This is a genomic window from Phenylobacterium sp. (assembly GCF_030698145.1).
Classification (GTDB): Bacteria; Pseudomonadota; Alphaproteobacteria; order Caulobacterales; family Caulobacteraceae; genus Phenylobacterium.
Window position 1 is genome coordinate 18,910 of record NZ_JAUYNW010000085.1, and the last position, 20,754, is coordinate 39,663.

Here is a 20,754-nt window from a genome sequence, read left to right on the forward strand (position 1 = left end):
CACAATCTGTAAAATGGACGGACTGGTCCAAAAATCAACCAGCTTGGCGCCGGCCCCTGAACATCGGCATATCCGCCCATGGCTGAGACTTACGATGCGGATGTGATCATCGCCGGCGCCGGCATGGCGGGGGCGACCCTGGCCCTGGCGCTGAAGAGCGCGGGCCTGACGCCGATCCTGATCGACCCCATCGTGTTCGACGCCCAGGTGGCGCCGACCTTCGACGGGCGCGCCTCGGCCATCGCCTTCGCCGCGTTCCGCCAGTGGCGGACCCTGGGGCTGGCCGCCGACATCGAGCCGCACGCCCAGGCCATCGAGCAGATCCTGGTCACCGACGGGACCTCCCCCGGCGCGGCGGCGGGGGGACCGAACCCTTTCTATCTTCGCTTCGATTCCGCCGAGATCGCCGAGCGGTCCGACGGCGAGCCCCTGGGTTACATGCTGGAGAACCGCCGCACGCGCGCCGCCCTGGCCGCCGCCGTCGGCAAGGCCGGGATCGAGGTCCTGGCCCCCGCCAGGGTCGCCTCGGTGGCCTTCGAGCCGCGCGCCGCCCGGGTGAGCCTGGAGGACGGCCGTGTCCTGGGCGCGCCTCTGGTGGTGGGCGCCGAGGGCCGCGGCTCGGTGGTGCGCCGCGAGGCCGGGATCGGGGTGATCGGCTGGGACTATCCGCAGACCGGGGTGGTGGCCACCGTACGCCTGGAGCGGCCCCACCAGGGCGTGGCGCACGAATATTTCCTGCCGGGCGGGCCCTTCGCCATCCTGCCGCTCACCGAGGATCGGGCGAGCCTGGTCTGGACGGAGTCCACCGCTCGCGGCGCGGCGCTGAAGGCCGCGCGGCCCGAGGTGTTCCACGCCCACCTGCAGCGCCGGTTCGGCGACCTGCTGGGCGAGGCGACCCTGGACGGGCCGGTGTTCAGCTATCCCCTGTCGTTGCAGCTGGCCGAGCGGCTGACCGGACCCCGCGCGGCCCTGCTGGGCGACGCCGCCCACGGCATCCACCCCATCGCCGGCCAGGGCCTGAACCTGGGGCTGAAGGGCGCGGCGGCCCTGGCGCAGGTGCTGGTCGAGGCCGCGCGCCTGGGCGAGGACATCGGCTCGGAGCTGGTGCTGGAGCGCTACGCCCGCTGGCGCAACTTTGACAACGTGATGCTGGCGGCGGCCACCGACGTCTTCACCCGGCTGTTCTCCAACGACCACCCGCTGCTGCGGCTGGCGCGGGGCGCGGGTATGGCCGCGGTCAACCGCATCGCGCCCGCCCGCCGGTTCTTCATGCACGACGCCGGCGGCGCGCTCGGCGACCTACCGAGGTTGCTGCGCGGCGAGGCGCTGTAGCGTCCTCGGACGCGGCCAGCCATGGGTCAAACAACCCGCAACTTGAACATGGTTGCTCCGTCACCTCGCCAAAGAGGGCGACGCGCCACCTCGCCCAGATCGCGCTGCGCGCTGGGGGAGGATCTAGAGACCTCATAGATGCGCCCCCTCTGGGGGAGCTGTCGGCGAAGCCGACTGAGGGGGACTTTGACCCTTGTTTGTGGGCTTCAGCCCCCTCCGACACCTCGCCAAAGAGGGCGACGCGCCACCTCCCCCAAATCGCGCTCCGCGCTGGGGGAGGATCTGAGAACGGGTCAGCCCAGCTCCCGCGCCTCTTCGGGAAGCATGATCGGCACGCCGTCGCGGATCGGATAGGCGAGCTTGGCGCGCTTGGAGATCAGTTCGCCGGCCTTGCGGTCATAGGTCAGCGGGCCGTGGGTCACCGGGCAGACCAGCACCTCGAGCAGGCGCGGATCGACCTCGGCGGTCAGGGAGAGGGGCACGGAGGTCTCGGTCATCCCGGTTCTCTACTGGATCGAGTGCGGCTCGTCATCGTCGCCTTCCAGGGCGTCGATCTCGAGCAGGACGGTGAGCGCGTCACAGCGCTCGAGCATGCCGGGCGCCTCCAGCAGGGCCTGCTTCTCGGCCGGGTCGAAGGGCAGGCCCATGGCCAGGCTGGTGACCAGGGCCTCCAGGGGCGCGGTCTCGGCGGTCTCCCAGTCGATGTCGAGCTCGCGGCGGTTCAGATAGCGCTTCAGGGCGCTGGCGAACCGGCGGCGGTCGAAGGCCGGGATGTCGGCCTCGTCCTCATCCATGTCCTCGGCGAAGGGCTCGAAGGCCGCGCGCACCTGGCGGTACGGGGTCTGGGCCGAGAGCTCGGCGCCCACGGCGAAGCGGCAGACTCCGGTCAGGGTGATCAGGTAGCGGCCGTCGGAAGTCTCGGAGAAGCTGGTTATGCGGCCCGCGCAGCCGACGTTGGCCAGGTTGGGCCGCACCCGCTCGCCGCCGGCCCGTGTCTGGACCATGCCGATCATCCGGTCGCCGGCCATGACGTCGTCGATCATGTTGAGATAGCGCGGCTCGAAGATTTGCAGCGGCAGGTCGCCGCCGGGCAGCAGCAGGGCCCCGTCCAGCGGAAAGACCGGGATGACCTGGGGCAGGTCGGAAGCTCGGCGATAGGGCGCGGCCGTCATCCTGAGCCTCACGAGAACAGGATCGAGGACAGCCGACGCCGCCCCGTCCGGGTGATATCGGAGCCGGAGCCCGCGGCCTCGAAGATGGTGATGAGCTGCTTGCGCGCCGCGTCCTCGTTCCAGGTGCGGTCGGCGGCGATGATGTGCAGCAGGTGGTCGCTGGCCTGGGCCCAGGCGCCGCGGCCGGCCAGGGCCTTGGCGATCTCGTAGCGCGCCTCGTGGTCGTCCGGGTCCTTGGCCAGGCGCTTTTCGAACTCGGTGGTCTCCTCGGGCGCCTCCTGGGCCAGGGCCAGGGTCGCGCGCACGCTGTCGAGGTCGGGGTCCCGGGCCTCGGCCGGGGCCATGTCGGCGATCTCCCGGGCCCGCTCGGCGTCGCCGCCGGAGAGGTAGGACCGGGCGAGGCCCCCCAGGGCCTTCACATTGACCGGGTCGGCCTGAAGCACCTGGGCGTAGGCCTGCGCCGCGCCGCCCAGGTCGCCGAGGTCCAACGACTCCTTGGCCATGGCCAGCAGCTCGTCGCTCTCGTTGGCCGGGGCCTGGCCCGCGATCTTGTCGACGAACTGCTTCACCTGGCTGTCGGGCAGGGCGCCCATGAAGCCGTCCACCGGGCGGCCGCCGACAAAGGCGAACACCGCCGGGATCGACTGGACGCGAAGCTGGCCCGCGTATTGCGGGTTCTTGTCGATGTCGACCTTGACCAGCTTGACCTTGCCCTTGGCGGCCAGGACGGCCTTCTCGATGGCGGGTCCGAGCTGACGGCAGGGGCCGCACCAGGTCGCCCAGAAGTCGACGATGACCGGCGTGTCCTTGGAGGCCTCGATCACGTCGGCCATGAAACTGGCGTCGGTTCCGTCCTTGATCAGGTCGGCGGCGACTTGGGGCTCAGTTTCGCCGATCAGGCTCATGGCGGTGCTTCCCGTCTTGTCTCTTGCCAGGCCCACAACGCGCCTGGCGGCTAAAATGGTCCCTTCGGGCGTCGTCTTCAACGCCGCTCAGGCATCGAGGGCGACGGCCATGGCCGCGAAATCCACCACCAGGGGCGTGACGCCCAGCGCCGCCAGGAACCGGCGGAAGCCCTCTCTCGATGTTCCGGTGGTGGCGGTGTTCTCCAGCGGATGGAAGTTCACACGGTCGGCCAGGGCCAGTTCGCGATCCAGCACGAAGGTCACGGCGCGCGCGCGGTCATTGATCAGGGCGAAGGCCGTGACCGATCCCGGCGTGACCCCTAGGACCCGTTCCATCAACTCCGCATTGCCGAAGGACAGCCGCGCCGAGCCGATGACCGTATGCAGGCGCTTGAGATCGATCGCCGCGTGCTCGTGTGCCGAGATCAGCCACAGCCGGCCCTTGGCGTCCTTCAGGAACAGGTTCTTGGTGTGGGCGCCTTCTATGTCGTCCCCGGTCGCCTCGCCGACCCGGAATACCGCCTGGTGCTCGACGGTGGCATGGTCGATCCCGTGGGCGTCGAAGAAGGCGAAGAGGTCGTCGCGGGTTCTCATGTCCTCCTGATTAGCGAACTGGACGCGGGCGCGACACCCGCTCTAGACCAGTCCAAGCAAAGTTCGCCGGAGACGTCCCATGGATCTCGAGTGCTATCCCACCGCCGAACGGCCCCCCGAGATCGTGCCGGGCCGGCCGCAGCGCGCCTGGATGGACCATTTCTCCGACCGCCACCCCTATCGCTGCCTGCCGCTCAGCATGGCCAACACCACCGGCTGGGAGATCCTCTGCCCGATGGCCTTCACCGCCGAGTGGAACGGCGGGCTTATGCAGAGCGACATCACGCTCACCTCCGACCGGCCCAATCCCGACTTCCACAACTTCGTGAAGACCCATTTCAGCCACGGGGTCCTCACCTTCCACCCGGGCTACCTGTTTCGGACCCCGCCTGGCTGGTCGATGATCGCCCAGGGCCCGCCCAACCATATCAAGGACGGCATCCAGCCCCTGGCCGGCCTGGTGGAGACCGACTGGCTGCCCTTCCCCTTCACGATGAACTGGATCTTCACGCGGCCAGGCCGGGTGCGGTTCGAGAAGGGTGAGCCGTTCTGCTTCATCACCCTCACCCAGGACCGCCAGCTCGCCCAGGTGCAGCCAGTGATCAGGCCGATGGCCCGGAACCCGGAGCTGCGCGAGCAGTACGACACCTGGGAGAAGCACCGCAGCGAGTTCAACAAGCGCATCTTCCGCGCCGACCCGGACGCCACCAAGGAAGCCTGGCAGCGCTTCTACTTCAAGGGCGAGTTCCCCGAGGAGACCGGCGAGGCGCCCAAGGACCACGTGAACAAGCGCCGGCTGAAGGCCCCGCGGATGGGCTAGTTGGCGAATGCCGAAAGCCTTTCTCGTGCTTTGGAGCGCGATGGCCGCCGAAACCGGCCACCACTTTCGGCTATCGCGGTCCAGGGGGTGTTGCCAAGGGGCGGACCCTCTGCCATAAGCCCGCTCTCGATTTTCGGGCGGCCGGTCTCTCGGCCTCTCGCGGATTGCGGGCGTAGCTCAGTGGTAGAGCACAACCTTGCCAAGGTTGGGGTCGAGAGTTCGAATCTCTTCGCCCGCTCCAATTTCCTCCAGGAAGTTGCAGCGATCAAAGCGGCCCCTCGGGGCCGCTTTTTGCGTTCCGGTCAGCGGGCCTTGAAATCGGGCGGGCGCTTCTCGAGGAACGAGGTCATCCCCTCGCGGAAGTCCTGGGTGCGGATCAGCTGCAGGAACTGCAGATAGACGTGGTGGACGTGGTCGTTGAACGTCTCGTTCATGCCCATCCGCATCAACCGCTTGGCAGACTGCACCGCCAGGGGCGCGTTGGCGGCGATCTCGGCGGCCAGTTCGCGGGCCTTGGTCTGAAGCTCGGCGTCGGGGACCACGTGGGTCGCCAGGCCCATCTCCAGGCTCTCCTGGGCCGTGAGCGTGCGGCCGGTGAAGATCAGCTCGGCGGCCTTCGACCAGCCAATCAGTCGTGGCAGGATCCAGGTGCCGCCGGACTCCGGCACCACCCCGCGCTTGACGAAGGCCGCGGCCAGCTTGGCGCCCTGCGCCATCATGCGGATATCGCAGCCCATGGCGGTGTCCATGCCGTAGCCCGCGGCCGCGCCGTTGAGCGCGCAGATGGTCGGCTTGTCCATGGCGAACAGCACGGTGGGCGGGGTGTTGCGCAGGTCGAGATTGACCGAGACGTTGCTGGCTTGGCTCTCCGAGCCGATGCCCGTGCCCTGGGTGGCGCCCACCAGGTCCAGGCCCGCGCAGAACGCCCGGCCGGTTCCGGTCAGGATCACCACGCGCACGGCCGGATCCTCGTTGGCCTTGATCAGCAGCTCCGTCAGCAGGGCCAGCATCGGGCCGGAGATGGTGTTCAGGCGCTCGGGGCGGTTGAGGGTGATGGTGGCGATCCCGTCGGACGCCTCGTAGATCACCTCGGGGGCTTCGCGGGTCAGCTCCGCCGTCATCGTCGAAGTCTCGCTCATGGCCTTCCCCTTACGTTGTAAGCGGTCAACCTAGGCCCAGGCCGGCGCAGGTCAAGGGCGGCGTATTGCCGGGCGGCCGCAATCTCGGCTATAGGTCGGCTGCGAGCTTCATCATCGTGGCGGCCATGAGCGCTTCCTTCGATCCCTGCCGGCAGACCCTGACGCGCCCCGCGGCGCGCGCGGCCGCCTGCGTCTCGAAAACCATGATGATTATTATGACCCCCATCACAGGAACGGGGCGAACGCGCGCGACCTAAAACACCGCCGACGGATCGCAAGATCAGCAACCCCGCTCCCTTCACAGGCAGCGGGGTTTTTTATTGCGCGCCGTCGGTCCCGACATCCACCCAGAGGACCTTCAGCCATGCCTTCCCAAGACCCCAACCTCTCCGATCCGCCCGACGCCGGTAACGCCGTGCGCGGCTTCGTCCGCGCGTTGGTCTCCCGGGCCCTGTTCGAACACACCGCCCGCCTGGAGGTGACGCTGGGCGGCGGCGGGGCGCTCGAGACCCTGCTGGCGGTGGAGCGGGCCCTGACCTGGCCGCCGGCCGGGCCGAGCCGCGAGCTGATCTGGGCCACCGAGGCCGGCGCCCTGCGGCTCAGCGCCTATGACGAGGCCGGCCGCCTGCTGCTGAAACGCGACTATGGTGACTCACGTGGCTGACGGGGCTGTGGCGCGACGCGTCTTCCTGATCGAAGCCCGCACAGGTCATGAAGGCCTCCTGCGAGTGCTGGGACGGCTGGCTGTGTGCGGCGTGCCCTTGATCGCACTGGAAGCCCGCGCCCGCGGCGATCTGGTCAACATTCGGGTCGAGGTGGGCGAGCTCGGGGCTGACAAGGCCGAAGCGGCGGTCGCGCGTTTAAGTTCCATCCCCGGCGTGGACATGGTCGGGCTGATCTGGCGGCCAGCGCCGTGCGAGCGCGCGACGCCGACTATGGAGCCGTCGAGGCGTCTGCTGGTGTCAGGCTGATCCTGGCGATATCGCGTTCGCCCAGTTCAGCCAGGCGACCCAGGAAGGTGCGGAGGAAGATCGCGACGGCGATCATCTCTCCGGTCTCCTCCCCGGTGACCAGGGCCAGCATCTTTGGAAGCGATTGCGAGGTTCCCACCGCCCGCTCAGCGTTCTGAACCATCTCGAGCCCGACCGCCGAGAAGACATAGATCAACCCCCCGCTGGCCAGACCCAGGCGCACAAGCGGCTTCTGACGCAGCCAGAATCGAAAGAGCCAGACGCCAAGCGTCAAGGCGACGAGCGCATAGGGGAAGACCCCGATACTGCTGAACATTCCGGCGGTGCGGTCTCCAAAGCTGTTCAGTTTCTCGTGGACCTGCGCGGCTTCATCGAGGGTCATGAAGCTGAATAGGGCGGCGAAGACCATCCAGGCGCGGGACTCGTCGGCGGCGAGGTTGGGGGTAGTCGCCAGGCGCCAGGCGACGAGAGCTGTCGCCAGCAAGGCGAGAGTCGCGCAGAAGGTCGGGAGATTGGACTCAAAAGCCATTCGGAAGAATTGGCTCGGCTCTCCGGCCCCGTCCGCCAGCGCCGTCACGACATTCGCGACGGCGAGCGCGAGTATGAGCAGCAGGTGCCAAGCGAACAGACGTCGGGCGGAAATGGTCCAGAGCAATCGCGTCATCGTCCACAATCTTGGCGAGAGCATCGCATTGAAGCCGAAGCGTCACAATAGGGTCACATAGGGCGTCAGTCGCTTCGCCGACGGCGCGATATCGTCCATCGCTGCGCGAGCGTCGAAGGCGCGGGAGCTCTGCGCGTCGCTTCAGGTCGGCGGGCGGCGGCCTGGAATCGCCCAGGTAAGCGTAGGATTTTCTTTACGGAAGAGATGGCAATTGGCTTTGACCGTCATGGCGAGGCTTCGTTTCCGTGCTCAAGACTATTACCTGTCTAGTGACAGAACATGATCTCCGACTGGTCCTCGTCGCGGGGTTGGTTTGCTTCGGCGGCTGCTTTACGACCTTCCGTCTCTACTCTCGGATGCGAAATACATCTACGCACGGAGTGCGAGCGGCTTGGATTCTACTGACCGGCCTGGTGGCCGGCTGCTCGGTCTGGGCCACCCATTTCATCGCCATGCTCGCCTATTCGACCGGCCTCAAGGCAGGCTTCATGCCGCTTGGGACGCTCGCCTCGCTGCTGATCGCGGGGATCTTCATGGCCCTCGCCTTCGGCGCGGCCGCCTCGGCCCGCGGTGTCGGGGGCAAGGTGGCCGGCGGGGTGCTGGCGGCCCAGGGCGTGGGCGCCAGGCACTATGTCGGCATGTCGGCCTATGTGACCCAGGGGACCCTGAGCTGGGACCTGGGCCTGGTGGCGGTCTCCATGGCGCTGGGAACCCTCGGCGGGGTCGGCGCCCTGTTCGCTGCGGGCCAGGCGCGGACCCTGCCCCGGCAACTGTTGGGCGGCCTGGTCCTCACGCTGGGCATATGCGGCCTGCACTTCACGGGAATGGGCGCCATCACGGTGCTCCCCGACGCCGGGATCGAGGTTCCGCCGCAGCTGTTGTCGTCGGTGATGATGACCCTGGCCGTCGCCCTGATCGTCAGCCTGATCATCCTGGGCGGCCTGGGCGCCGTCCTGATCGAGGGCGGGGCCAACGAGCAGGCGCTGACGCGCACCCGCCGGCTGGCCGACGCGGCCTATGAGGGCATTGTGGTGACCCGCGCCGGCTGCATACAGGACGCCAACGCGGCCTTCTGCGCCCTGGCCTGCGCCGAGGTCGGCGACCTCATCGGCCTGCATCTCACGATCGACATGCTGACCTTCGACGACGCCGGCGGCGGCGCGGTCGACGCGCGCCGGGAGGGTCGGTTGCGGCCCCGCGACGGCGGCGTCGAGGTGCCCGTCGAGGCTTTCGCGCGCGTGCTGGAGGCGGGGGGCGATCAGAGCGACCTGATGGTCCTGGCGATCCGCGACCTGCGCGAGCGCCGCTCGGCCGAGGAGAAGATCCGCTACCTCGCCGAACATGATGGCCTCACGGGCCTCGCCAACCGCAACGTGATGCAGGCCCGGCTCAGCCAGGCCCTGGAGCAGGCGGCGACCTCGGGCGAGCGCCTGGCCGTGATCTGCGTCGACCTGGATCACTTCAAGGAGGCCAACGACCTGCACGGCCACCTGGCCGGCGACGTCATCCTGCGAGAGACCGCCAAGCGCCTGCAGCTGTCGGTGGAGGCCCCGTCCTTCGCCGCGCGCCTGGGCGGAGACGAATTCGTGATCGTCCAGATCGGCGGCGACCAGCCGGCGGCCGCCGCTGAACTCTCGGCCACGCTGCAGGAGGTCCTCGCCCAGCCCGTGGCCTATGAGAGCCATGACCTGCCAGTGGGCGCGAGCCTGGGGGTCAGCCTCTACCCCGACGACGGTGAGACCGGCGAAGCGCTGCTGGCCAACGCCGACATGGCCCTTTATCGCGCCAAGGACGACGGCCGCGGGGGGTATCGGTTCTTCAAGCGCGAGATGGACCAGACCATCCGCGAGCGCCGCGCCGTGGCGCGCGAACTGCGCACCGCCATCGCCGCCGACGAGCTCTTCCTGCACTACCAGCCGTTGGCGCGCGCGGAAGACGGCGAGGTTTGCGGCTTCGAAGCCTTGGTCCGCTGGCGCCATCCGGTCCGCGGCGTGGTCGCGCCGCTCGATTTCATTCCCATCGCCGAGGAAAGCGGACTGATCCTGCCGATCGGTGAATGGGTGCTCCGCCGCGCCTGCGCGGACGCGGCCAACTGGGACAAGCCCCTGCGGATCGCGGTCAACCTTTCGCCCGTGCAGCTGCACCAGGCGAACCTGCCCAACCTGGTCCACGAGATCCTGCTGGAGACCGGCCTCTCGCCGCGCCGGCTGGAGCTGGAGATCACCGAGACCGCGCTCTTCAAGGACTTCCAGCGGGCGCTGGACAATCTGCGCCGGCTCAAGGCCCTCGGCGTGCGGATCGCCATGGACGACTTCGGCACCGGCTTCTCATCGCTCTCGACCCTGCAGTCATTCCCCTTCGACAAGATCAAGATCGACAAGAGCTTCGTCGAGAACATCCATCGCGACGATCGCGCCACCGCCATCGTCCGCGCGGTGCTGGGCCTGGGCCGCAGCCTGGACATCCCGGTCACCGCCGAGGGTGTCGAGACCTCCGAGCAACTGGCGTTCCTGCGCGAGGAGGCCTGCGCCGAGGTGCAGGGCTACGCCATCGGCCGACCGGCTCTGCTGGAGACCCTGGGCGGCTGGACCGATACGACGCCCGTCGTCGACGAGCGCCGCGAGACCAACGCCGCTTAGGCCTTGGGGACCGGTCGCATCACGCGCGGGCCGATATTCTCCATTACGGCGCGGGCGTCGAAGGCGCGCGGATCGTCCACGGGCTTGGCGCCCTTGCGCATGACGATCTCGGCGCTGGCCTCGAACTTCTCGACCGTGCGCACGTCCAGGCGGTCGGCCCAGAACGGGTCGCCCCAATAGGGGTCCCAGGTCCGCCAGCCGAAACCGCCGCCGTAATAGCGCCAGTAGGGCTGCCAGGCGCCGTAGCTCGGGCCATACCAGGGCCGGTAGAACGGGTCGCGGTCGACATAGGTGCGGCGGTCTCGCTCGGTCTCGCGCTCGACGATCGAGAACCAGTCATAGCCCTGCTGGACCGTGAGCTCGGCGGCGCGGAACAGCAGGTAGGCCTCGACCGTGTCGCGGGAGGTCAGGCTGTTGCCGGCGAAGGTGACCTTGAAGCGGTCGGCCTCCAGCCGATGTTCCGAGAAGCCGCCCGAGATGGACTGGCCCGGAATGTTGGGTTGATAGGGGGTGGCGGTGGCGCACGCGGAGACCAGGCCCGCCAGGGCCAGGCTTGCGGCGATGGAGGCGAACCTGCGTGTCATCGTTGTCGAACCTGAAAGCGTCCCTTGCGGGGATTAGTAAGGAAACACATGGGCTTAATTGTGGTTGCGCTTGGGTGCCGGCGACTATCTCGCCTTGCCCGCCATCAGGACGGCGGCGGTGAGAAGAAGCAAGCCCACCACGAAGGAAAATCCTCGTCGGAAGCGCGGCTCGCTCATCTGCATGGCCAGGGCCGCGCCGCCCAGGCCGTAGGCGCTCATGGCCAGCACGTCCATGCCGATGGTGGCTACGGCGAAGGCGGCGAGCTGGGCGGGGAGGGGCCGTTGGGGATCGAGGAACGGCGGCAGGACCGCCGTGAAGAACAGCACGGCCTTCGGATTGGTGATCTGCACGGTGAAACCATCGAGTAGGGCCGACTTGCCCTGCTTGAACGCCCCATGCTCCGGCTCGGCGTCGGACTTGAAGGCGCCCCGCAGCGCCTTGATCCCGAGCCAGGCGATATAGGCCGCGCCCGCATAGGCCAGCAGCAGGAAGACCTGCGGGAAGGCCAGGATCAAGGCGCCGAGGCCGAGCGCGGCGGCGGCGAACCAGACCAGGGTGGCCGAATTCATGCCCACGACGCCGGTCAGGGCCGCGGCGGGGCCCTTCTGCGCCCCGGTGGCGATGGCGAACAGGTTGGCCGGGCCGGGCGTGACCGCCATGACGGCCATCACGCCCAGGAAGGTGGCGTAGCGCGCGGGATCGACGGGAAGGTCCATGGGTGCGTCGCGATCTTTTGGGGGGAGAGATTCAGGGATGCTGGCGCCGCCCTCAGGTAATCCCCATTGCCCGGGTTCGGAAGACCTGCGACCTCCCAGTTCGAACGGGGGGACGATGGGTCCGGAATTCTGGTTGTTCGCCGCGGTCGGCTTCGCGGCTCAGCTCGTCGACGGCGCCCTGGGCATGGCCTATGGCGTGGTCTCGACCACCGTCCTGCTGGCCAATGGCGTGCCGCCCGCGGCGGCCTCGGCCAGTGTGCACGCAGCCAAGGTGTTCACTGGCGCGGCCTCGGCCGTCTCGCACATCGCTCACCGCAACGTCGACTGGCGGCTGCTGCTGTTGTTGTCCCTGGGCGGCGTCCTGGGCGGGATCGTCGGCACCTTCGTCCTCACCTCGGTCGATGGCGAGATGATCAAACCCTATGTGGTCGGTTGGCTGGGCCTGATGGGGATCGTCATCCTCTACCGCGCCTATAAGGGGTCGCGGCCCAAGGCGTTCTCCTGGAAGTCGCCATTTCCGCTCGGCCTGGTCGGCGGGTTCTTCGACGCCGTGGGCGGCGGGGGGTGGGGGCCGGTGGTCACCTCGACCCTGCTGGGGAGCGGCGCTGAGCCGCGCAAGGCCATCGGCACCACCAACGCCGCGGAGGCCTTCGTCGCCGCGGCGATCTCGGCGACCTTCCTGGCGGCCCTGGTCAGCGGCCACTGGGATTCCGGCGGCCTGAAACAGTACCTGTGGTCGGTGCTGGGCTTGATCGGCGGCGGGATCATCGCCGCGCCCATCGCCGGCTGGATGGTCAAGATCCTGCCGCTGCGGGCCCTGACCTGGATCGTCGGCCTGCTGGTGACCGGCCTGGCGATCTGGCAGGGCGTCGTCCTGCTGCTTTAGCCGACGCCCGCGATGCTGCGCGGCGACGCGGTCGCCGTGGCGCTTGTGGTCCGCCACCGTCCTGAATTGAGACGCGACCCTAGGCGCCGACCACGGCGATCGACCAGATGATCCGTCCCAGAGCGCCGAACAGCAGGATGGCGGTGGCGGCCATCTGGATCATGAAGCCGGCCTCGCGCTTGCCTGGGTCGACGTAGTAGCCCAGCGCATAGATGATCCGCCCCACGATCCACAGCACGCCCAGTCCGGCGGCGACCAGGTCGTTCCAATAGATGGCGAACAGCCAGAGGCTCGCCAGGAAGATCGGCAGCCACTCGAGCGTGTTGTAGTGGACCCGAATGGCGCGCTCGAGCACGGGATCTCCGGTCATGGCCGGGGCGGCGATCCCGGTCTTGCTGCGCGCCTGGCCGACGCGGATCGCCATCCAGAAATAGGTGAGAAGCGCGGCGATGGTGACGAGCGCCACATAGCTGTGCGGTTGCATGGAGTTCCCCAATGACGATCGGCGGTCGTTCCGCCGTTACGGCGCAGCTTGGCATGGCGGAAGGCCGGGAGGGAACAAATCCGCCAGGTCCAGGCGTTCTTAGGGTCGGTCCACGGAAGGTTGGGAGACCCGCCATGCAGGTCGAGTCCGAAGCTATCTCCGACATCCGCTACGACGAAGAGCGCGCGAAGCTGTTCGTCACGTTCCACGACGGGGACGCCTACGTCTATGTGGGCGTGCCCGGCGAGGTGCACCGCAGCTTCGTCGACGCCGACTCGAAAGGCCGGTACTTCGCCTTCGAGATCCGCGACCAGTACCCCTACAACAAATTGACGGCTTAGCCCTTGATGCGCTGGTCGCGCTTGGCGGCCACGCGCAGGCGCAGGGCGTTGAGCTTGATGAACCCCGCCGCGTCGCGGTGGTCGTAGGTGACCTTGCCTTCCTCGAAGGTGACCAGGTCCTGGTCATACAGCGAGTAGGGGCTGGTGCGGCCGATGATGCTGACATTGCCCTTGTAGAGCTTGACCCGCACCTGGCCGGTGACCATGGCCTGGCTGTGGTCGATGGCCGCCTGTAGCATCTCGCGCTCAGGGGCGAACCAGAAGCCGTTGTAGACCAGCGATGCGTACTTCGGCATCAGCTCGTCCTTCAGGTGCATGGATCCGCGGTCCAGGGTGATGGACTCGATGCCCCGGTGGGCGGCCAGCAGGATCGTGCCGCCGGGAGTCTCGTAGACGCCGCGCGACTTCATGCCGACGAAGCGGTTCTCCACCAGGTCCAGGCGTCCGACGCCGTTGTCGTGGCCGAGCTCGTTTAGCTTGGTCAGGAGGGTGGCGGGCGACATCTTCACGCCGTCGATGGCGACCGGGTCGCCCTTCTCGAAGTCCATGGTGAAGACGGTCGGCTTATCCGGCGCGTCCTCGGGGGCGATCGTGCGCATGTGGACGAATTCGGGGGCCTCGACCGCCGGATCCTCCAGCACCTTCCCCTCGGACGAGGAGTGCAGCAGGTTGGCGTCGACGCTGAAGGGCGCCTCGCCGCGCTTGTCCTTGGTGATCTGGATCTGGTGCTGCTCGGCGAACGCCAGCAGGGCCTCGCGGCTCTTGAAGTCCCATTCACGCCAAGGGGCGATCACGTGGATGTCGGGCTCCAGCGCATAGTAGCCCAGCTCGAAGCGGACCTGGTCGTTGCCCTTGCCGGTGGCGCCGTGGCTCACCGCGTCGGCGCCGGTCTGCCGGGCGATCTCGATCTGCCGCTTGGCGATCAACGGTCGGGCGATGGAGGTGCCCAGCAGGTACTGGCCCTCATAGACCGTATTGGCGCGGAACATCGGGAAGACGAAGTCGCGGACGAACTCCTCGCGCACGTCCTCGATGAAGATGTTCTCGGGCTTCACCCCGGCGGCCAGGGCCTTGGCGCGCGCGGGCTCGATCTCCTCGCCCTGGCCGAGATCGGCGGTGAAGGTGACCACCTCCGCCCCGTACTCGGTCTGCAGCCACTTCAGGATGATCGAGGTGTCGAGGCCGCCGGAATAGGCGAGGACGACTTTCTTGATGGGGCGCGCGGTCGTGTTCATGGGCGGCACCTTAGGCCAAGATCAAAACAATTGGGTTGCAAAGACACCAAGAATAAGCCCGATTGCGGCATCGGATGCCAATCTGGCTAAAGAAAGAGGCGCTGGGCGCCAATGAAACTCGACACGATCGACCGGCGCATCCTACGCGCGCTGCAGCGGGACGGCCGCATGCAGAATATCGAACTCGCCCGGGAGGTGGGCTTGTCGCCTTCGCCCTGCCTGCGCCGGGTGCGGCTGTTGGAAGAGGCCGGCGTGATCGAGCGCTATGTGGCGGTGCTGGATGGCGCGAAGCTCGGGGTCGGCCTGACCGTGTTCGCGCGCGTCTGGTTCAAGACCCAGGACGCCGATGTCACCAACCAGTTCGCCGAGGCCGTCCGGAGGATGCCCGAGGTGATGGAGTGCTACCTGACCACCGGCGAATGCGACGCCCTGCTGCGCATCGTCACCGCCGACCTGAACAGCTATTGGCGCTTCCAGGCCGACCACCTGACCCGCATCCCCAGCGTCCAGAGCGTCAAGACCGACGTTCCGATGGAGACGGTCAAGCGGAGCTTCGAGATTCCGCTTCCCTGACCGCCGGCCTCAGGGCTTGAGCGCGCCTTCGGCCTCGAGGGCGGCCAGGGCGCCCTTCAGCCACTGCAGGTGCATGAGCGCGATGACCGCCGCCAAGGTGGCGCGCAGGCCGAAGAAGATCACGTCGTAGCTGATATTGGTCACGCTCCGATGGCCCCACAGCAGGACCGCGCCGAAGGCGAAGGCGAGGCCGATCGGCAGGCCCAGGGCGAGGTCCCGCTTCAGCCGCAAGGCCTTGCGGGCGTCACCTTGCATGGGAACCCTGGTGTCGGCGTCCATGCGCCGCCAGGCGGTCAGGCTGATCGAGGCCATGATGGAGAGCGCCACGATCCACAGGATGTCGGCGGCGATGGAAAGCAGCGTCATCTAGACGGTCACCTGGGTGCCAAGCTCCACCACCCGGCCCGGGGGGATCTTGTAGAAGTCGGTGGGATTGGCCGCGTTGCGCATCAGGAAGATGAAGATCTTGTCCTGCCAGAGCGGCATGCCCGACTGGGCCGAGGGCACGATGGAGCGGCGGCCGAGGAAGAAGCTGGTGGCCATGATGTCGAACTTCAGCCCCTGCTTGCGGCACAGGCCGAGCGCCTTGGGCAGGTTCGGGCTCTCCATGAAGCCGTAGGAGATGAACACCTTCTTGAAGTCGTCGTTGACCGGTTCGATGCGGATGCGGTCGTCGTCCTTCACCCGCGGGGTCTCGGCGGTCAGCACGGTCAGCACGATGTTCTTCTCGTGCAGCACCTTGTTGTGCTTGAGATTGTGCATCAGGGCGACCGGGGCCATGTCGGGGTCCGAGGTCAGGAAGATCGCCGTGCCGGGCGCGCGGTGCGGCGCGCGGGCCCGCAGGATTTCCGACAGTTCCACCAGCGGCACGGAATCGCGGCGGGTCTTCTCGCTGAGGATGTCGGCGCCCCGGGTCCAGGTCCACATGATGACCACCAGCGCGGCGCCCAGGACCAGCGGCAGCCAGGCGCCGTCGGGGATCTTCAGCAGGTTCGAGCCGATGAACACCACGTCCAGGACGCCGAAGGCGCCCGCCGCGGCCGCCGCCTGCCAGGCCGGACGCTTCCACATGTGCTTGACGATGACGAAGAAGATCAGGGTGTCGACGAACATCGATCCCGTCACCGCGATGCCGTAGGCCGCCGCCAGGGCCGAAGAGTTCTGGAAGGTGAACAGCAGGATCAGCACGCCCACCATCAGGAAGGTGTTGACCTGCGGCACGAAGATCTGGCCGGCCTGGGTCTCGGAGGTCCGGCGGATGTCGATGCGCGGCAGCAGGCCGAGCTGCACCGCCTGCTGGGTCATCGAGAAGGCGCCGGTGATCACCGCCTGGCTGGCGATGACGGTGGCGACGGTGGCCAGCACCAGCACCGGCCAGTAGGCGATCTCCGGGACCATGTCCCAGAACGGATTGTGCCGCGCCATCGGGTGGGCCAGCACATTGGCGCCCTGGCCAAGATAGTTGAGCAGCAGGCAGGGCAGGACGAACCACAGCCAGGCGGCGCGGATCGGGCCTTTCCCGAAGTGGCCCATGTCGGCGTAGAGCGCCTCGGCCCCGGTCACCGCCAGGAACACCGAGCCCAGGATGACGAAGCCCACCAGGCCGTCGTTCAGCAGGAAGCGGACCCCGTAGTAGGGATTGAAGGCCCGCAGGATCGAGAGGTCGTCGGCGATGTGGTAGACGCCGAGCGCGCCCAGCACGAGGAACCAGACGGCGGTGATCGGCCCGAACAGGGCGGCCATGCGGTGGGTGCCGCGCGCCTGGACCATGAACAACCCCACCAGCACGGCGGCCGAGATCGGCACGATATAGGGCTCGATGCCGCGGCCCAGGCCTGGCGCGTCCTTCAGGCCCTCGACGGCCGAGAGCACGGAAATGGCCGGGGTGATCACCCCGTCGCCGTAGAACAGGGCCGCGCCGACCACGCCCAGGAAGAATACCGCTGTGGAGCGTTTGGGCAGATAACGCTGGGCCAGCGCCATGAGCGCCAGCGTGCCGCCTTCGCCCTTGTTGTCGGCCCGCATCAGGAAGACGACGTACTTGATGGTGACGATGAGGAAGAGCGCCCAGATCACCAGGGAGACCACGCCCAGCACCGCCAGCTCGCTCGCGCCGCCCGACCGGGAATGGTGCAGGGCCTCGCGCATGGCGTAGAGCGGGCTCGTTCCGATATCTCCGAACACCACGCCGATGGCCCCGAGCGCGAGCGCCCGGAAGCTGTCTTTCTTGTGGGGGGAGTGAGACTCCTCCGCCGCCTCCAGGGCGACGCCGGCCGGGTCAGCCATTCAAAGTCTCCGGGAACAGGATCATGGGTTCCCTTGGGCGGCCCGATGCCGTCGCGGCGGGCGCGATACACCCGATTGAACCGCCATACAACGTCGGCGTGGCCGCGTCATGCTGACGCTCACCGGCTCGGAGCGCGCGCGGCTTGACCTTCGGACGGCTTTGGCCACCTTCGGGGCTTGACCGCTTCGAGAGGTTCGAGGGCCGACATGGATCGCAGACTTGCGCTGGTGACAGGGGCCTCGGCCGGCATCGGCGCGGCCTTCGCGCGCATCTTCGCCAGCCACGGCTACGACGTGGCGCTCACCGCCCGGCGCACCGACCGGCTGGAGAAACTGGCCGAGGAGATCCGCCTGCGCTTCGGGGTCGAGACCCTGACCATCACCGCCGACCTGGCCGAGCCCGCCGCCCCCGCCGCCATCCTCGATCACCTGACGGCCCATGGCCGGGTGGTGGACGCCCTGATCAACAACGCCGGCTACGGCATCCCCGGCGGCTTCCTGGAGACCCCCTGGGAGGCGCATGCGGCCTTCCTGCGGGTCATGCTGACCGCGCCGACGGAGCTGGCGCACCGGGTGCTGCCGGGCATGGTCGAGCGCCGCTTCGGGCGGATCGTCAACGTGGCCTCCCTGGCCGGCCTGATCCCGGGCTCGGCGGGGGCCAGCCTCTACGGCGCGACCAAGAGCTATCTGGTGAAGGCGTCTCAGAGCCTGCACCTGGAGAACCAGGCCACCGGGGTGCATGTGAGCGCGCTATGTCCGGGCTTCACCTATTCGGAGTTCCACGACGCCAACCACACCCGCGACCAGATCAGCCGCGGGGCGCCCGAATGGATGTGGCTGGGCGCTGACGAGGTGGCCGCCGCCGGCTACGAGGCCGTGGAGGCCAACCGCGCCATCTGCGTGCCCGGCGCGCCGAACAAGGCCATCGCCGCCTTCGCCAAGCTGGTCCCCGACGACTGGGCCCTGGCGCTCATGGCCAGCCAGGGGCCACGTTTCCGGGGGAAGGTGCAAGTCGCCCCTCATCAAACCAGGGATGACACTCTTTGACCGGTTTCGGTGCTACTTCGCGTAGGGCGCCGCAGCCTCGCGCAAGATGACGCCCGCTGTCGACTCCGCGATGCCGGCCAGGATGAATTGGACGGCCAGGGCGCAGAGGATCAGGCCCAGGACGCGGACCACGATGGTCAGGCCGATGCGTCCCAGCAGCCGGGTGATCACGGGTGTGGCCCAGAAGCTGAGCATGGTGGCCAGCGCCAGGGCGGCGATCACCGCCACCCCCACGGCGGCCCCGGCCAGGCCGAACCGCTTGGCCTCGCTGGCGTAGATCACCACTGTCGAGATGGCGCCGGGCCCGATCAGCAGCGGCATCGCGAAGGGCACGATCATCCGTTCGAACCGGGCGCGGGCCTGGGCCCGGCCGCCAGCCGTGGCGCCGTCGTCGCCCTCGAGGGTCAGGCTGGCGGTGAAATCGTTGCGCACCATGTCGAGGCCCAGGAGGAACAGGATCACCCCGCCGGCGATGCGGAAGGCCGCGAGCGAGATGCCGAAGAACTCCAGCAGGGCCAGGCCGGAGAAATAGAAGAAGGTCAGGAAGACCAGCACGAACAGCGAGAGATAGACCGCGATCAGCCGGCTCTCGCGGCCCTTGACCCCATTGGTCGCCGCGGCGAACAGCGGAACGTTCCCGATCGGATCGATCAGGGCGAAAAGGGCGACGAAGAAGTTGACCGCGAAGTCCCACTGGCTCATGCCTGGGTCTTAGCCCAATTCGACGCCGCGCCGAACCCCGCACCGGGGGGTGCGCAGACCTGCCTGGAGACCGCCATGAGCCTCGCCGCCGCCGTCCGCTGCGACCCGCGTCTGATCGTGCCGCTGGACCTGCCCACGGTCGAGGAGGCCCGCGCCCTGGTGGCCGCCCTGGGCGATGCGGTGAGCTTCTACAAGGTGGGCCTGGAGCTGTTCGCCACCGGCGGCGGCATGACGCTGGCCCGCGAGCTGAAGGCCGCCGGCCATCAAGTGTTCATCGACTGGAAGCTCCACGACATCGGCGCCACGGTGCAGCGGGCCGCCAGCGTGCTGGCCGACACCGGCTGCGACTTCCTGACGGTTCACGCCGAGCCCCAGGTGATGGAGGCCGCGGTGCGCGGCAAGGGCCGCTCGTCGTTGAAGATCCTGGGTGTGACTGTGCTGACCAGCCTGGGCGACGCCGACCTGGTCGAGATGGGGTTCTCCGAGACCGCCCGCCAACTGGTCGAGCGGCGCATCCATCACGCGGTCAAGGCCGGCTGCGACGGGGTGGTCGCCAGCCCGCACGAGGCGGCCCTGGCGCGCGCCATCGGCGGCCAGGACTTCCTGGTGGTGACGCCCGGCGTGCGGCCCGACTGGTCGGCCAGGAACGACCAGGCCCGCGCCGCCACCCCCGCCGACGCGCTCAAGGCCGGCGCCAGCCACATCGTCTGCGGCCGCCCGATCAGCGCCGCCAACGATCCGCGCGAAGCCGCCCTGCGGGTGGCCGCGGAGATGTTCGGGGTCTAGGCGCATTGTCCCAGATGCTCCCCCCCTGGGGGAGCTGTCACCGTAGGTGACTGAGGGGGACTTTGACTCTTGTTTGTGGGCTGCAACCCCCTCCGTCTCGTCGCGAAGAGGCGACGATCCACCTCCCCCAAATCGCGCTCCGCGCTGGGGGAGGATCTTGGTGGTTTTAGTGCTTCCCCCCGCCGCAGCCGCTCTTGCAACCGCGGGCGCCGTGATGGCCGCCGCGGCCGCCGAAGCGGATGCTGACATTGGAGGACGAGGAGGCCGAGGCCGAAGCGCGCGCCGAGGCGCCGGCGAAGGCGCCCGCGCCCGCCACGGAGTAACCGCCGCCGCCGCCGCCATAGCCGCCGTCCATGTAGCCGCCGACGCCGCCGTAATCGTAGAAGAAGCTGGAGGGCACGCCGATCTCCCCGACCGCCCGGCCGCAGGTCGAGCGGCAGGCCGCGCCCGGCCAGCCATAGTTCTGCGAGGCGTAGCCGTAGGTGGGGATCTGGTAGCCGTAGCCGCGCGAGCGTTCGCGCTCATCGTAGCGGGCCTCGACGTGGCGGCGGTCGTAGCCGGACGGGCCGTAGCGGTCAGGGCCGGGGTCCGCATAACGCCCGCGCCAGCCGCTGTCGTATTCCTCGTCCTGGATGCGACGCTCGGCATAGGCCATCCGACGGTCGTCGGCATAGCCGCCTTGCTCGTAGCGCTCGTCGTAGCGGCTGCTGGGACCCTGGTCGTAGCCGGGCCCTCCCATGAGCTCGGGATAGCGGTCTCCCGCCAGGGCAGAGCCCGCGCCGCACGCCAGGGTTAGACCGACAACCGCGCTCAGAATCCGACGCATGACCGCCTCCGCACACAAGATTTCGGGCGGAGCCTAGGGATGTGGGGCCGC

Annotated in this window: 24 protein-coding genes and 1 tRNA gene; 11 read left to right on the forward strand and 14 right to left on the reverse strand. The window is 68.3% G+C overall.

Annotation, left to right across the window (positions count from 1 at the left end):
- Positions 1-78 precede the first annotated feature (78 nt).
- Complete coding sequence (locus Q8Q77_RS12515) at positions 79-1,332, forward strand: UbiH/UbiF/VisC/COQ6 family ubiquinone biosynthesis hydroxylase (protein WP_305583911.1); 1,254 nt, start codon at positions 79-81, stop codon at positions 1,330-1,332.
- 293 nt (positions 1,333-1,625) lie between these two features.
- On the opposite strand, the gene Q8Q77_RS12520 is transcribed toward Q8Q77_RS12515, so the two are convergent.
- From Q8Q77_RS12520 to Q8Q77_RS12535, 4 genes are all read right to left on the reverse strand, one after another.
- A complete protein-coding gene (locus tag Q8Q77_RS12520) occupies positions 1,626-1,829 on the reverse strand; it encodes a Trm112 family protein (RefSeq protein WP_305583912.1) in 204 nt (67 codons plus the stop codon).
- A gap of 9 nt (positions 1,830-1,838) precedes the next feature.
- Positions 1,839-2,504: an LON peptidase substrate-binding domain-containing protein gene (locus Q8Q77_RS12525; protein ID WP_305583913.1), complete on the reverse strand. Its 666-nt coding sequence runs from the start codon at positions 2,502-2,504 to the stop codon at positions 1,839-1,841.
- An 8-nt stretch (positions 2,505-2,512) separates the two neighbouring features.
- Entirely contained in the window at positions 2,513-3,409 is an 897-nt protein-coding gene (locus tag Q8Q77_RS12530; RefSeq protein ID WP_305583914.1) for a co-chaperone YbbN, read from the reverse strand.
- 87 nt (positions 3,410-3,496) lie between these two features.
- The gene (locus Q8Q77_RS12535; RefSeq protein ID WP_305583915.1) at positions 3,497-4,003 is read right to left on the reverse strand and encodes a prolyl-tRNA synthetase associated domain-containing protein; all 507 of its coding nucleotides are present in this window, start codon (positions 4,001-4,003) and stop codon (positions 3,497-3,499) included.
- 79 nt (positions 4,004-4,082) lie between these two features.
- Between Q8Q77_RS12535 and Q8Q77_RS12540 the strand changes: the two genes are divergently transcribed.
- Entirely contained in the window at positions 4,083-4,823 is a 741-nt protein-coding gene (locus Q8Q77_RS12540) for a DUF6065 family protein (protein WP_305583916.1), read from the forward strand.
- Positions 4,824-4,989: 166 nt separating this feature from the next.
- Positions 4,990-5,064: transfer RNA gene (locus Q8Q77_RS12545), tRNA-Gly, on the forward strand.
- A 61-nt stretch (positions 5,065-5,125) separates the two neighbouring features.
- Here the strand turns inward: Q8Q77_RS12545 and Q8Q77_RS12550 are convergent.
- The gene (locus Q8Q77_RS12550; protein ID WP_305583917.1) at positions 5,126-5,962 is read right to left on the reverse strand and encodes an enoyl-CoA hydratase/isomerase family protein; all 837 of its coding nucleotides are present in this window, start codon (positions 5,960-5,962) and stop codon (positions 5,126-5,128) included.
- A gap of 364 nt (positions 5,963-6,326) precedes the next feature.
- Between Q8Q77_RS12550 and Q8Q77_RS12555 the strand changes: the two genes are divergently transcribed.
- Both Q8Q77_RS12555 and Q8Q77_RS12560 read left to right on the forward strand, forming a co-directional pair.
- Positions 6,327-6,626 (forward strand): hypothetical protein, encoded by a 300-nt coding sequence (locus Q8Q77_RS12555; protein ID WP_305583918.1) that lies wholly within the window; start codon positions 6,327-6,329, stop codon positions 6,624-6,626.
- Positions 6,619-6,933 carry a hypothetical protein gene (locus Q8Q77_RS12560; RefSeq protein WP_305583919.1) on the forward strand — a complete coding sequence of 105 codons (315 nt, stop codon included), beginning with the start codon at positions 6,619-6,621 and terminating at the stop codon, positions 6,931-6,933. The genes Q8Q77_RS12555 and Q8Q77_RS12560 overlap by 8 nt, the downstream gene beginning before the upstream one ends.
- Here Q8Q77_RS12560 and Q8Q77_RS12565 read toward each other — a convergent pair.
- Positions 6,896-7,588: a hypothetical protein gene (locus Q8Q77_RS12565; RefSeq protein ID WP_305583920.1), complete on the reverse strand. Its 693-nt coding sequence runs from the start codon at positions 7,586-7,588 to the stop codon at positions 6,896-6,898. The two genes, Q8Q77_RS12560 and Q8Q77_RS12565, sit on opposite strands and share 38 nt — an antisense overlap.
- Positions 7,589-7,842: 254 nt before the next feature.
- On the opposite strand from Q8Q77_RS12565, the gene Q8Q77_RS12570 reads away from it, so the two are divergent.
- Complete coding sequence (locus tag Q8Q77_RS12570; RefSeq protein WP_305583921.1) at positions 7,843-10,236, forward strand: EAL domain-containing protein; 2,394 nt, start codon at positions 7,843-7,845, stop codon at positions 10,234-10,236.
- Here Q8Q77_RS12570 and Q8Q77_RS12575 read toward each other — a convergent pair.
- Both Q8Q77_RS12575 and Q8Q77_RS12580 read right to left on the reverse strand, forming a co-directional pair.
- Complete coding sequence (locus Q8Q77_RS12575) at positions 10,233-10,820, reverse strand: hypothetical protein (protein WP_305583922.1); 588 nt, start codon at positions 10,818-10,820, stop codon at positions 10,233-10,235. The genes Q8Q77_RS12570 and Q8Q77_RS12575 overlap by 4 nt on opposite strands.
- An 84-nt stretch (positions 10,821-10,904) precedes the next feature.
- Entirely contained in the window at positions 10,905-11,537 is a 633-nt protein-coding gene (locus Q8Q77_RS12580; protein ID WP_305583923.1) for a LysE family translocator, read from the reverse strand.
- A 115-nt stretch (positions 11,538-11,652) separates the two neighbouring features.
- On the opposite strand from Q8Q77_RS12580, the gene Q8Q77_RS12585 reads away from it, so the two are divergent.
- Positions 11,653-12,423 (forward strand): sulfite exporter TauE/SafE family protein, encoded by a 771-nt coding sequence (locus Q8Q77_RS12585; protein ID WP_305583924.1) that lies wholly within the window; start codon positions 11,653-11,655, stop codon positions 12,421-12,423.
- A 79-nt stretch (positions 12,424-12,502) separates the two neighbouring features.
- Here Q8Q77_RS12585 and Q8Q77_RS12590 read toward each other — a convergent pair whose 3' ends face one another.
- Positions 12,503-12,907 carry an MAPEG family protein gene (locus tag Q8Q77_RS12590; RefSeq protein ID WP_305583925.1) on the reverse strand — a complete coding sequence of 135 codons (405 nt, stop codon included), beginning with the start codon at positions 12,905-12,907 and terminating at the stop codon, positions 12,503-12,505.
- A gap of 134 nt (positions 12,908-13,041) precedes the next feature.
- Between Q8Q77_RS12590 and Q8Q77_RS12595 the strand changes: the two genes are divergently transcribed.
- On the forward strand, positions 13,042-13,248 hold the full coding sequence (locus Q8Q77_RS12595) for a KTSC domain-containing protein (protein WP_305583926.1): 207 nt from the start codon (positions 13,042-13,044) through the stop codon (positions 13,246-13,248).
- Here Q8Q77_RS12595 and Q8Q77_RS12600 read toward each other — a convergent pair.
- The gene (locus Q8Q77_RS12600) at positions 13,245-14,483 is read right to left on the reverse strand and encodes an argininosuccinate synthase (RefSeq protein ID WP_305583927.1); all 1,239 of its coding nucleotides are present in this window, start codon (positions 14,481-14,483) and stop codon (positions 13,245-13,247) included. The two genes, Q8Q77_RS12595 and Q8Q77_RS12600, sit on opposite strands and share 4 nt — an antisense overlap.
- Before the next feature lie 111 nt (positions 14,484-14,594).
- Here Q8Q77_RS12600 and Q8Q77_RS12605 point away from each other — a divergent pair, with 111 nt between their 5' ends.
- Positions 14,595-15,056: an Lrp/AsnC family transcriptional regulator gene (locus Q8Q77_RS12605; RefSeq protein WP_305583928.1), complete on the forward strand. Its 462-nt coding sequence runs from the start codon at positions 14,595-14,597 to the stop codon at positions 15,054-15,056.
- A gap of 9 nt (positions 15,057-15,065) precedes the next feature.
- Here the strand turns inward: Q8Q77_RS12605 and Q8Q77_RS12610 are convergent, their stop codons facing one another.
- The gene (locus Q8Q77_RS12610) at positions 15,066-15,422 is read right to left on the reverse strand and encodes a hypothetical protein (protein WP_305583929.1); all 357 of its coding nucleotides are present in this window, start codon (positions 15,420-15,422) and stop codon (positions 15,066-15,068) included.
- The gene (locus Q8Q77_RS12615) at positions 15,423-17,342 is read right to left on the reverse strand and encodes a potassium transporter Kup (RefSeq protein ID WP_305583930.1); all 1,920 of its coding nucleotides are present in this window, start codon (positions 17,340-17,342) and stop codon (positions 15,423-15,425) included.
- A 207-nt stretch (positions 17,343-17,549) separates the two neighbouring features.
- On the opposite strand from Q8Q77_RS12615, the gene Q8Q77_RS12620 reads away from it, so the two are divergent.
- On the forward strand, positions 17,550-18,389 hold the full coding sequence (locus tag Q8Q77_RS12620; protein ID WP_305583931.1) for an SDR family oxidoreductase: 840 nt from the start codon (positions 17,550-17,552) through the stop codon (positions 18,387-18,389).
- Positions 18,390-18,401: 12 nt separating this feature from the next.
- On the opposite strand, the gene Q8Q77_RS12625 is transcribed toward Q8Q77_RS12620, so the two are convergent.
- On the reverse strand, positions 18,402-19,091 hold the full coding sequence (locus tag Q8Q77_RS12625; protein WP_305583932.1) for a MarC family protein: 690 nt from the start codon (positions 19,089-19,091) through the stop codon (positions 18,402-18,404).
- Positions 19,092-19,166: 75 nt separating this feature from the next.
- On the opposite strand from Q8Q77_RS12625, the gene pyrF reads away from it, so the two are divergent.
- Positions 19,167-19,877, forward strand: a complete 711-nt coding sequence (pyrF, locus tag Q8Q77_RS12630; protein ID WP_305583933.1) for an orotidine-5'-phosphate decarboxylase — start codon at positions 19,167-19,169, stop codon at positions 19,875-19,877.
- A gap of 166 nt (positions 19,878-20,043) precedes the next feature.
- Here pyrF and Q8Q77_RS12635 read toward each other — a convergent pair whose 3' ends face one another.
- Positions 20,044-20,703: a hypothetical protein gene (locus Q8Q77_RS12635; RefSeq protein WP_305583934.1), complete on the reverse strand. Its 660-nt coding sequence runs from the start codon at positions 20,701-20,703 to the stop codon at positions 20,044-20,046.
- Positions 20,704-20,754: the final 51 nt, after the last annotated feature.

Coding starts and splice junctions, on each gene's coding strand:
- Q8Q77_RS12550 (WP_305583917.1), bottom strand. CDS start 5,962: ATGAGCGAGACTTCGACGATGACGGCGGAGCTGACCCGCGAAGCCCCC.
- Q8Q77_RS12625 (WP_305583932.1), bottom strand. CDS start 19,091: ATGAGCCAGTGGGACTTCGCGGTCAACTTCTTCGTCGCCCTTTTCGCC.
- Q8Q77_RS12590 (WP_305583925.1), bottom strand. CDS start 12,907: ATGCAACCGCACAGCTATGTGGCGCTCGTCACCATCGCCGCGCTTCTC.
- Q8Q77_RS12610 (WP_305583929.1), bottom strand. CDS start 15,422: ATGACGCTGCTTTCCATCGCCGCCGACATCCTGTGGATCGTGGCGCTC.
- Q8Q77_RS12600 (WP_305583927.1), bottom strand. CDS start 14,483: ATGAACACGACCGCGCGCCCCATCAAGAAAGTCGTCCTCGCCTATTCC.
- Q8Q77_RS12525 (WP_305583913.1), bottom strand. CDS start 2,504: ATGACGGCCGCGCCCTATCGCCGAGCTTCCGACCTGCCCCAGGTCATC.
- Q8Q77_RS12515 (WP_305583911.1), top strand. CDS start 79: ATGGCTGAGACTTACGATGCGGATGTGATCATCGCCGGCGCCGGCATG.
- Q8Q77_RS12615 (WP_305583930.1), bottom strand. CDS start 17,342: ATGGCTGACCCGGCCGGCGTCGCCCTGGAGGCGGCGGAGGAGTCTCAC.
- Q8Q77_RS12540 (WP_305583916.1), top strand. CDS start 4,083: ATGGATCTCGAGTGCTATCCCACCGCCGAACGGCCCCCCGAGATCGTG.
- Q8Q77_RS12605 (WP_305583928.1), top strand. CDS start 14,595: ATGAAACTCGACACGATCGACCGGCGCATCCTACGCGCGCTGCAGCGG.
- Q8Q77_RS12620 (WP_305583931.1), top strand. CDS start 17,550: ATGGATCGCAGACTTGCGCTGGTGACAGGGGCCTCGGCCGGCATCGGC.
- Q8Q77_RS12555 (WP_305583918.1), top strand. CDS start 6,327: ATGCCTTCCCAAGACCCCAACCTCTCCGATCCGCCCGACGCCGGTAAC.
- Q8Q77_RS12635 (WP_305583934.1), bottom strand. CDS start 20,703: ATGCGTCGGATTCTGAGCGCGGTTGTCGGTCTAACCCTGGCGTGCGGC.
- Q8Q77_RS12530 (WP_305583914.1), bottom strand. CDS start 3,409: ATGAGCCTGATCGGCGAAACTGAGCCCCAAGTCGCCGCCGACCTGATC.
- Q8Q77_RS12535 (WP_305583915.1), bottom strand. CDS start 4,003: ATGAGAACCCGCGACGACCTCTTCGCCTTCTTCGACGCCCACGGGATC.
- pyrF (WP_305583933.1), top strand. CDS start 19,167: ATGAGCCTCGCCGCCGCCGTCCGCTGCGACCCGCGTCTGATCGTGCCG.
- Q8Q77_RS12575 (WP_305583922.1), bottom strand. CDS start 10,820: ATGACACGCAGGTTCGCCTCCATCGCCGCAAGCCTGGCCCTGGCGGGC.
- Q8Q77_RS12580 (WP_305583923.1), bottom strand. CDS start 11,537: ATGGACCTTCCCGTCGATCCCGCGCGCTACGCCACCTTCCTGGGCGTG.
- Q8Q77_RS12585 (WP_305583924.1), top strand. CDS start 11,653: ATGGGTCCGGAATTCTGGTTGTTCGCCGCGGTCGGCTTCGCGGCTCAG.
- Q8Q77_RS12595 (WP_305583926.1), top strand. CDS start 13,042: ATGCAGGTCGAGTCCGAAGCTATCTCCGACATCCGCTACGACGAAGAG.
- Q8Q77_RS12520 (WP_305583912.1), bottom strand. CDS start 1,829: ATGACCGAGACCTCCGTGCCCCTCTCCCTGACCGCCGAGGTCGATCCG.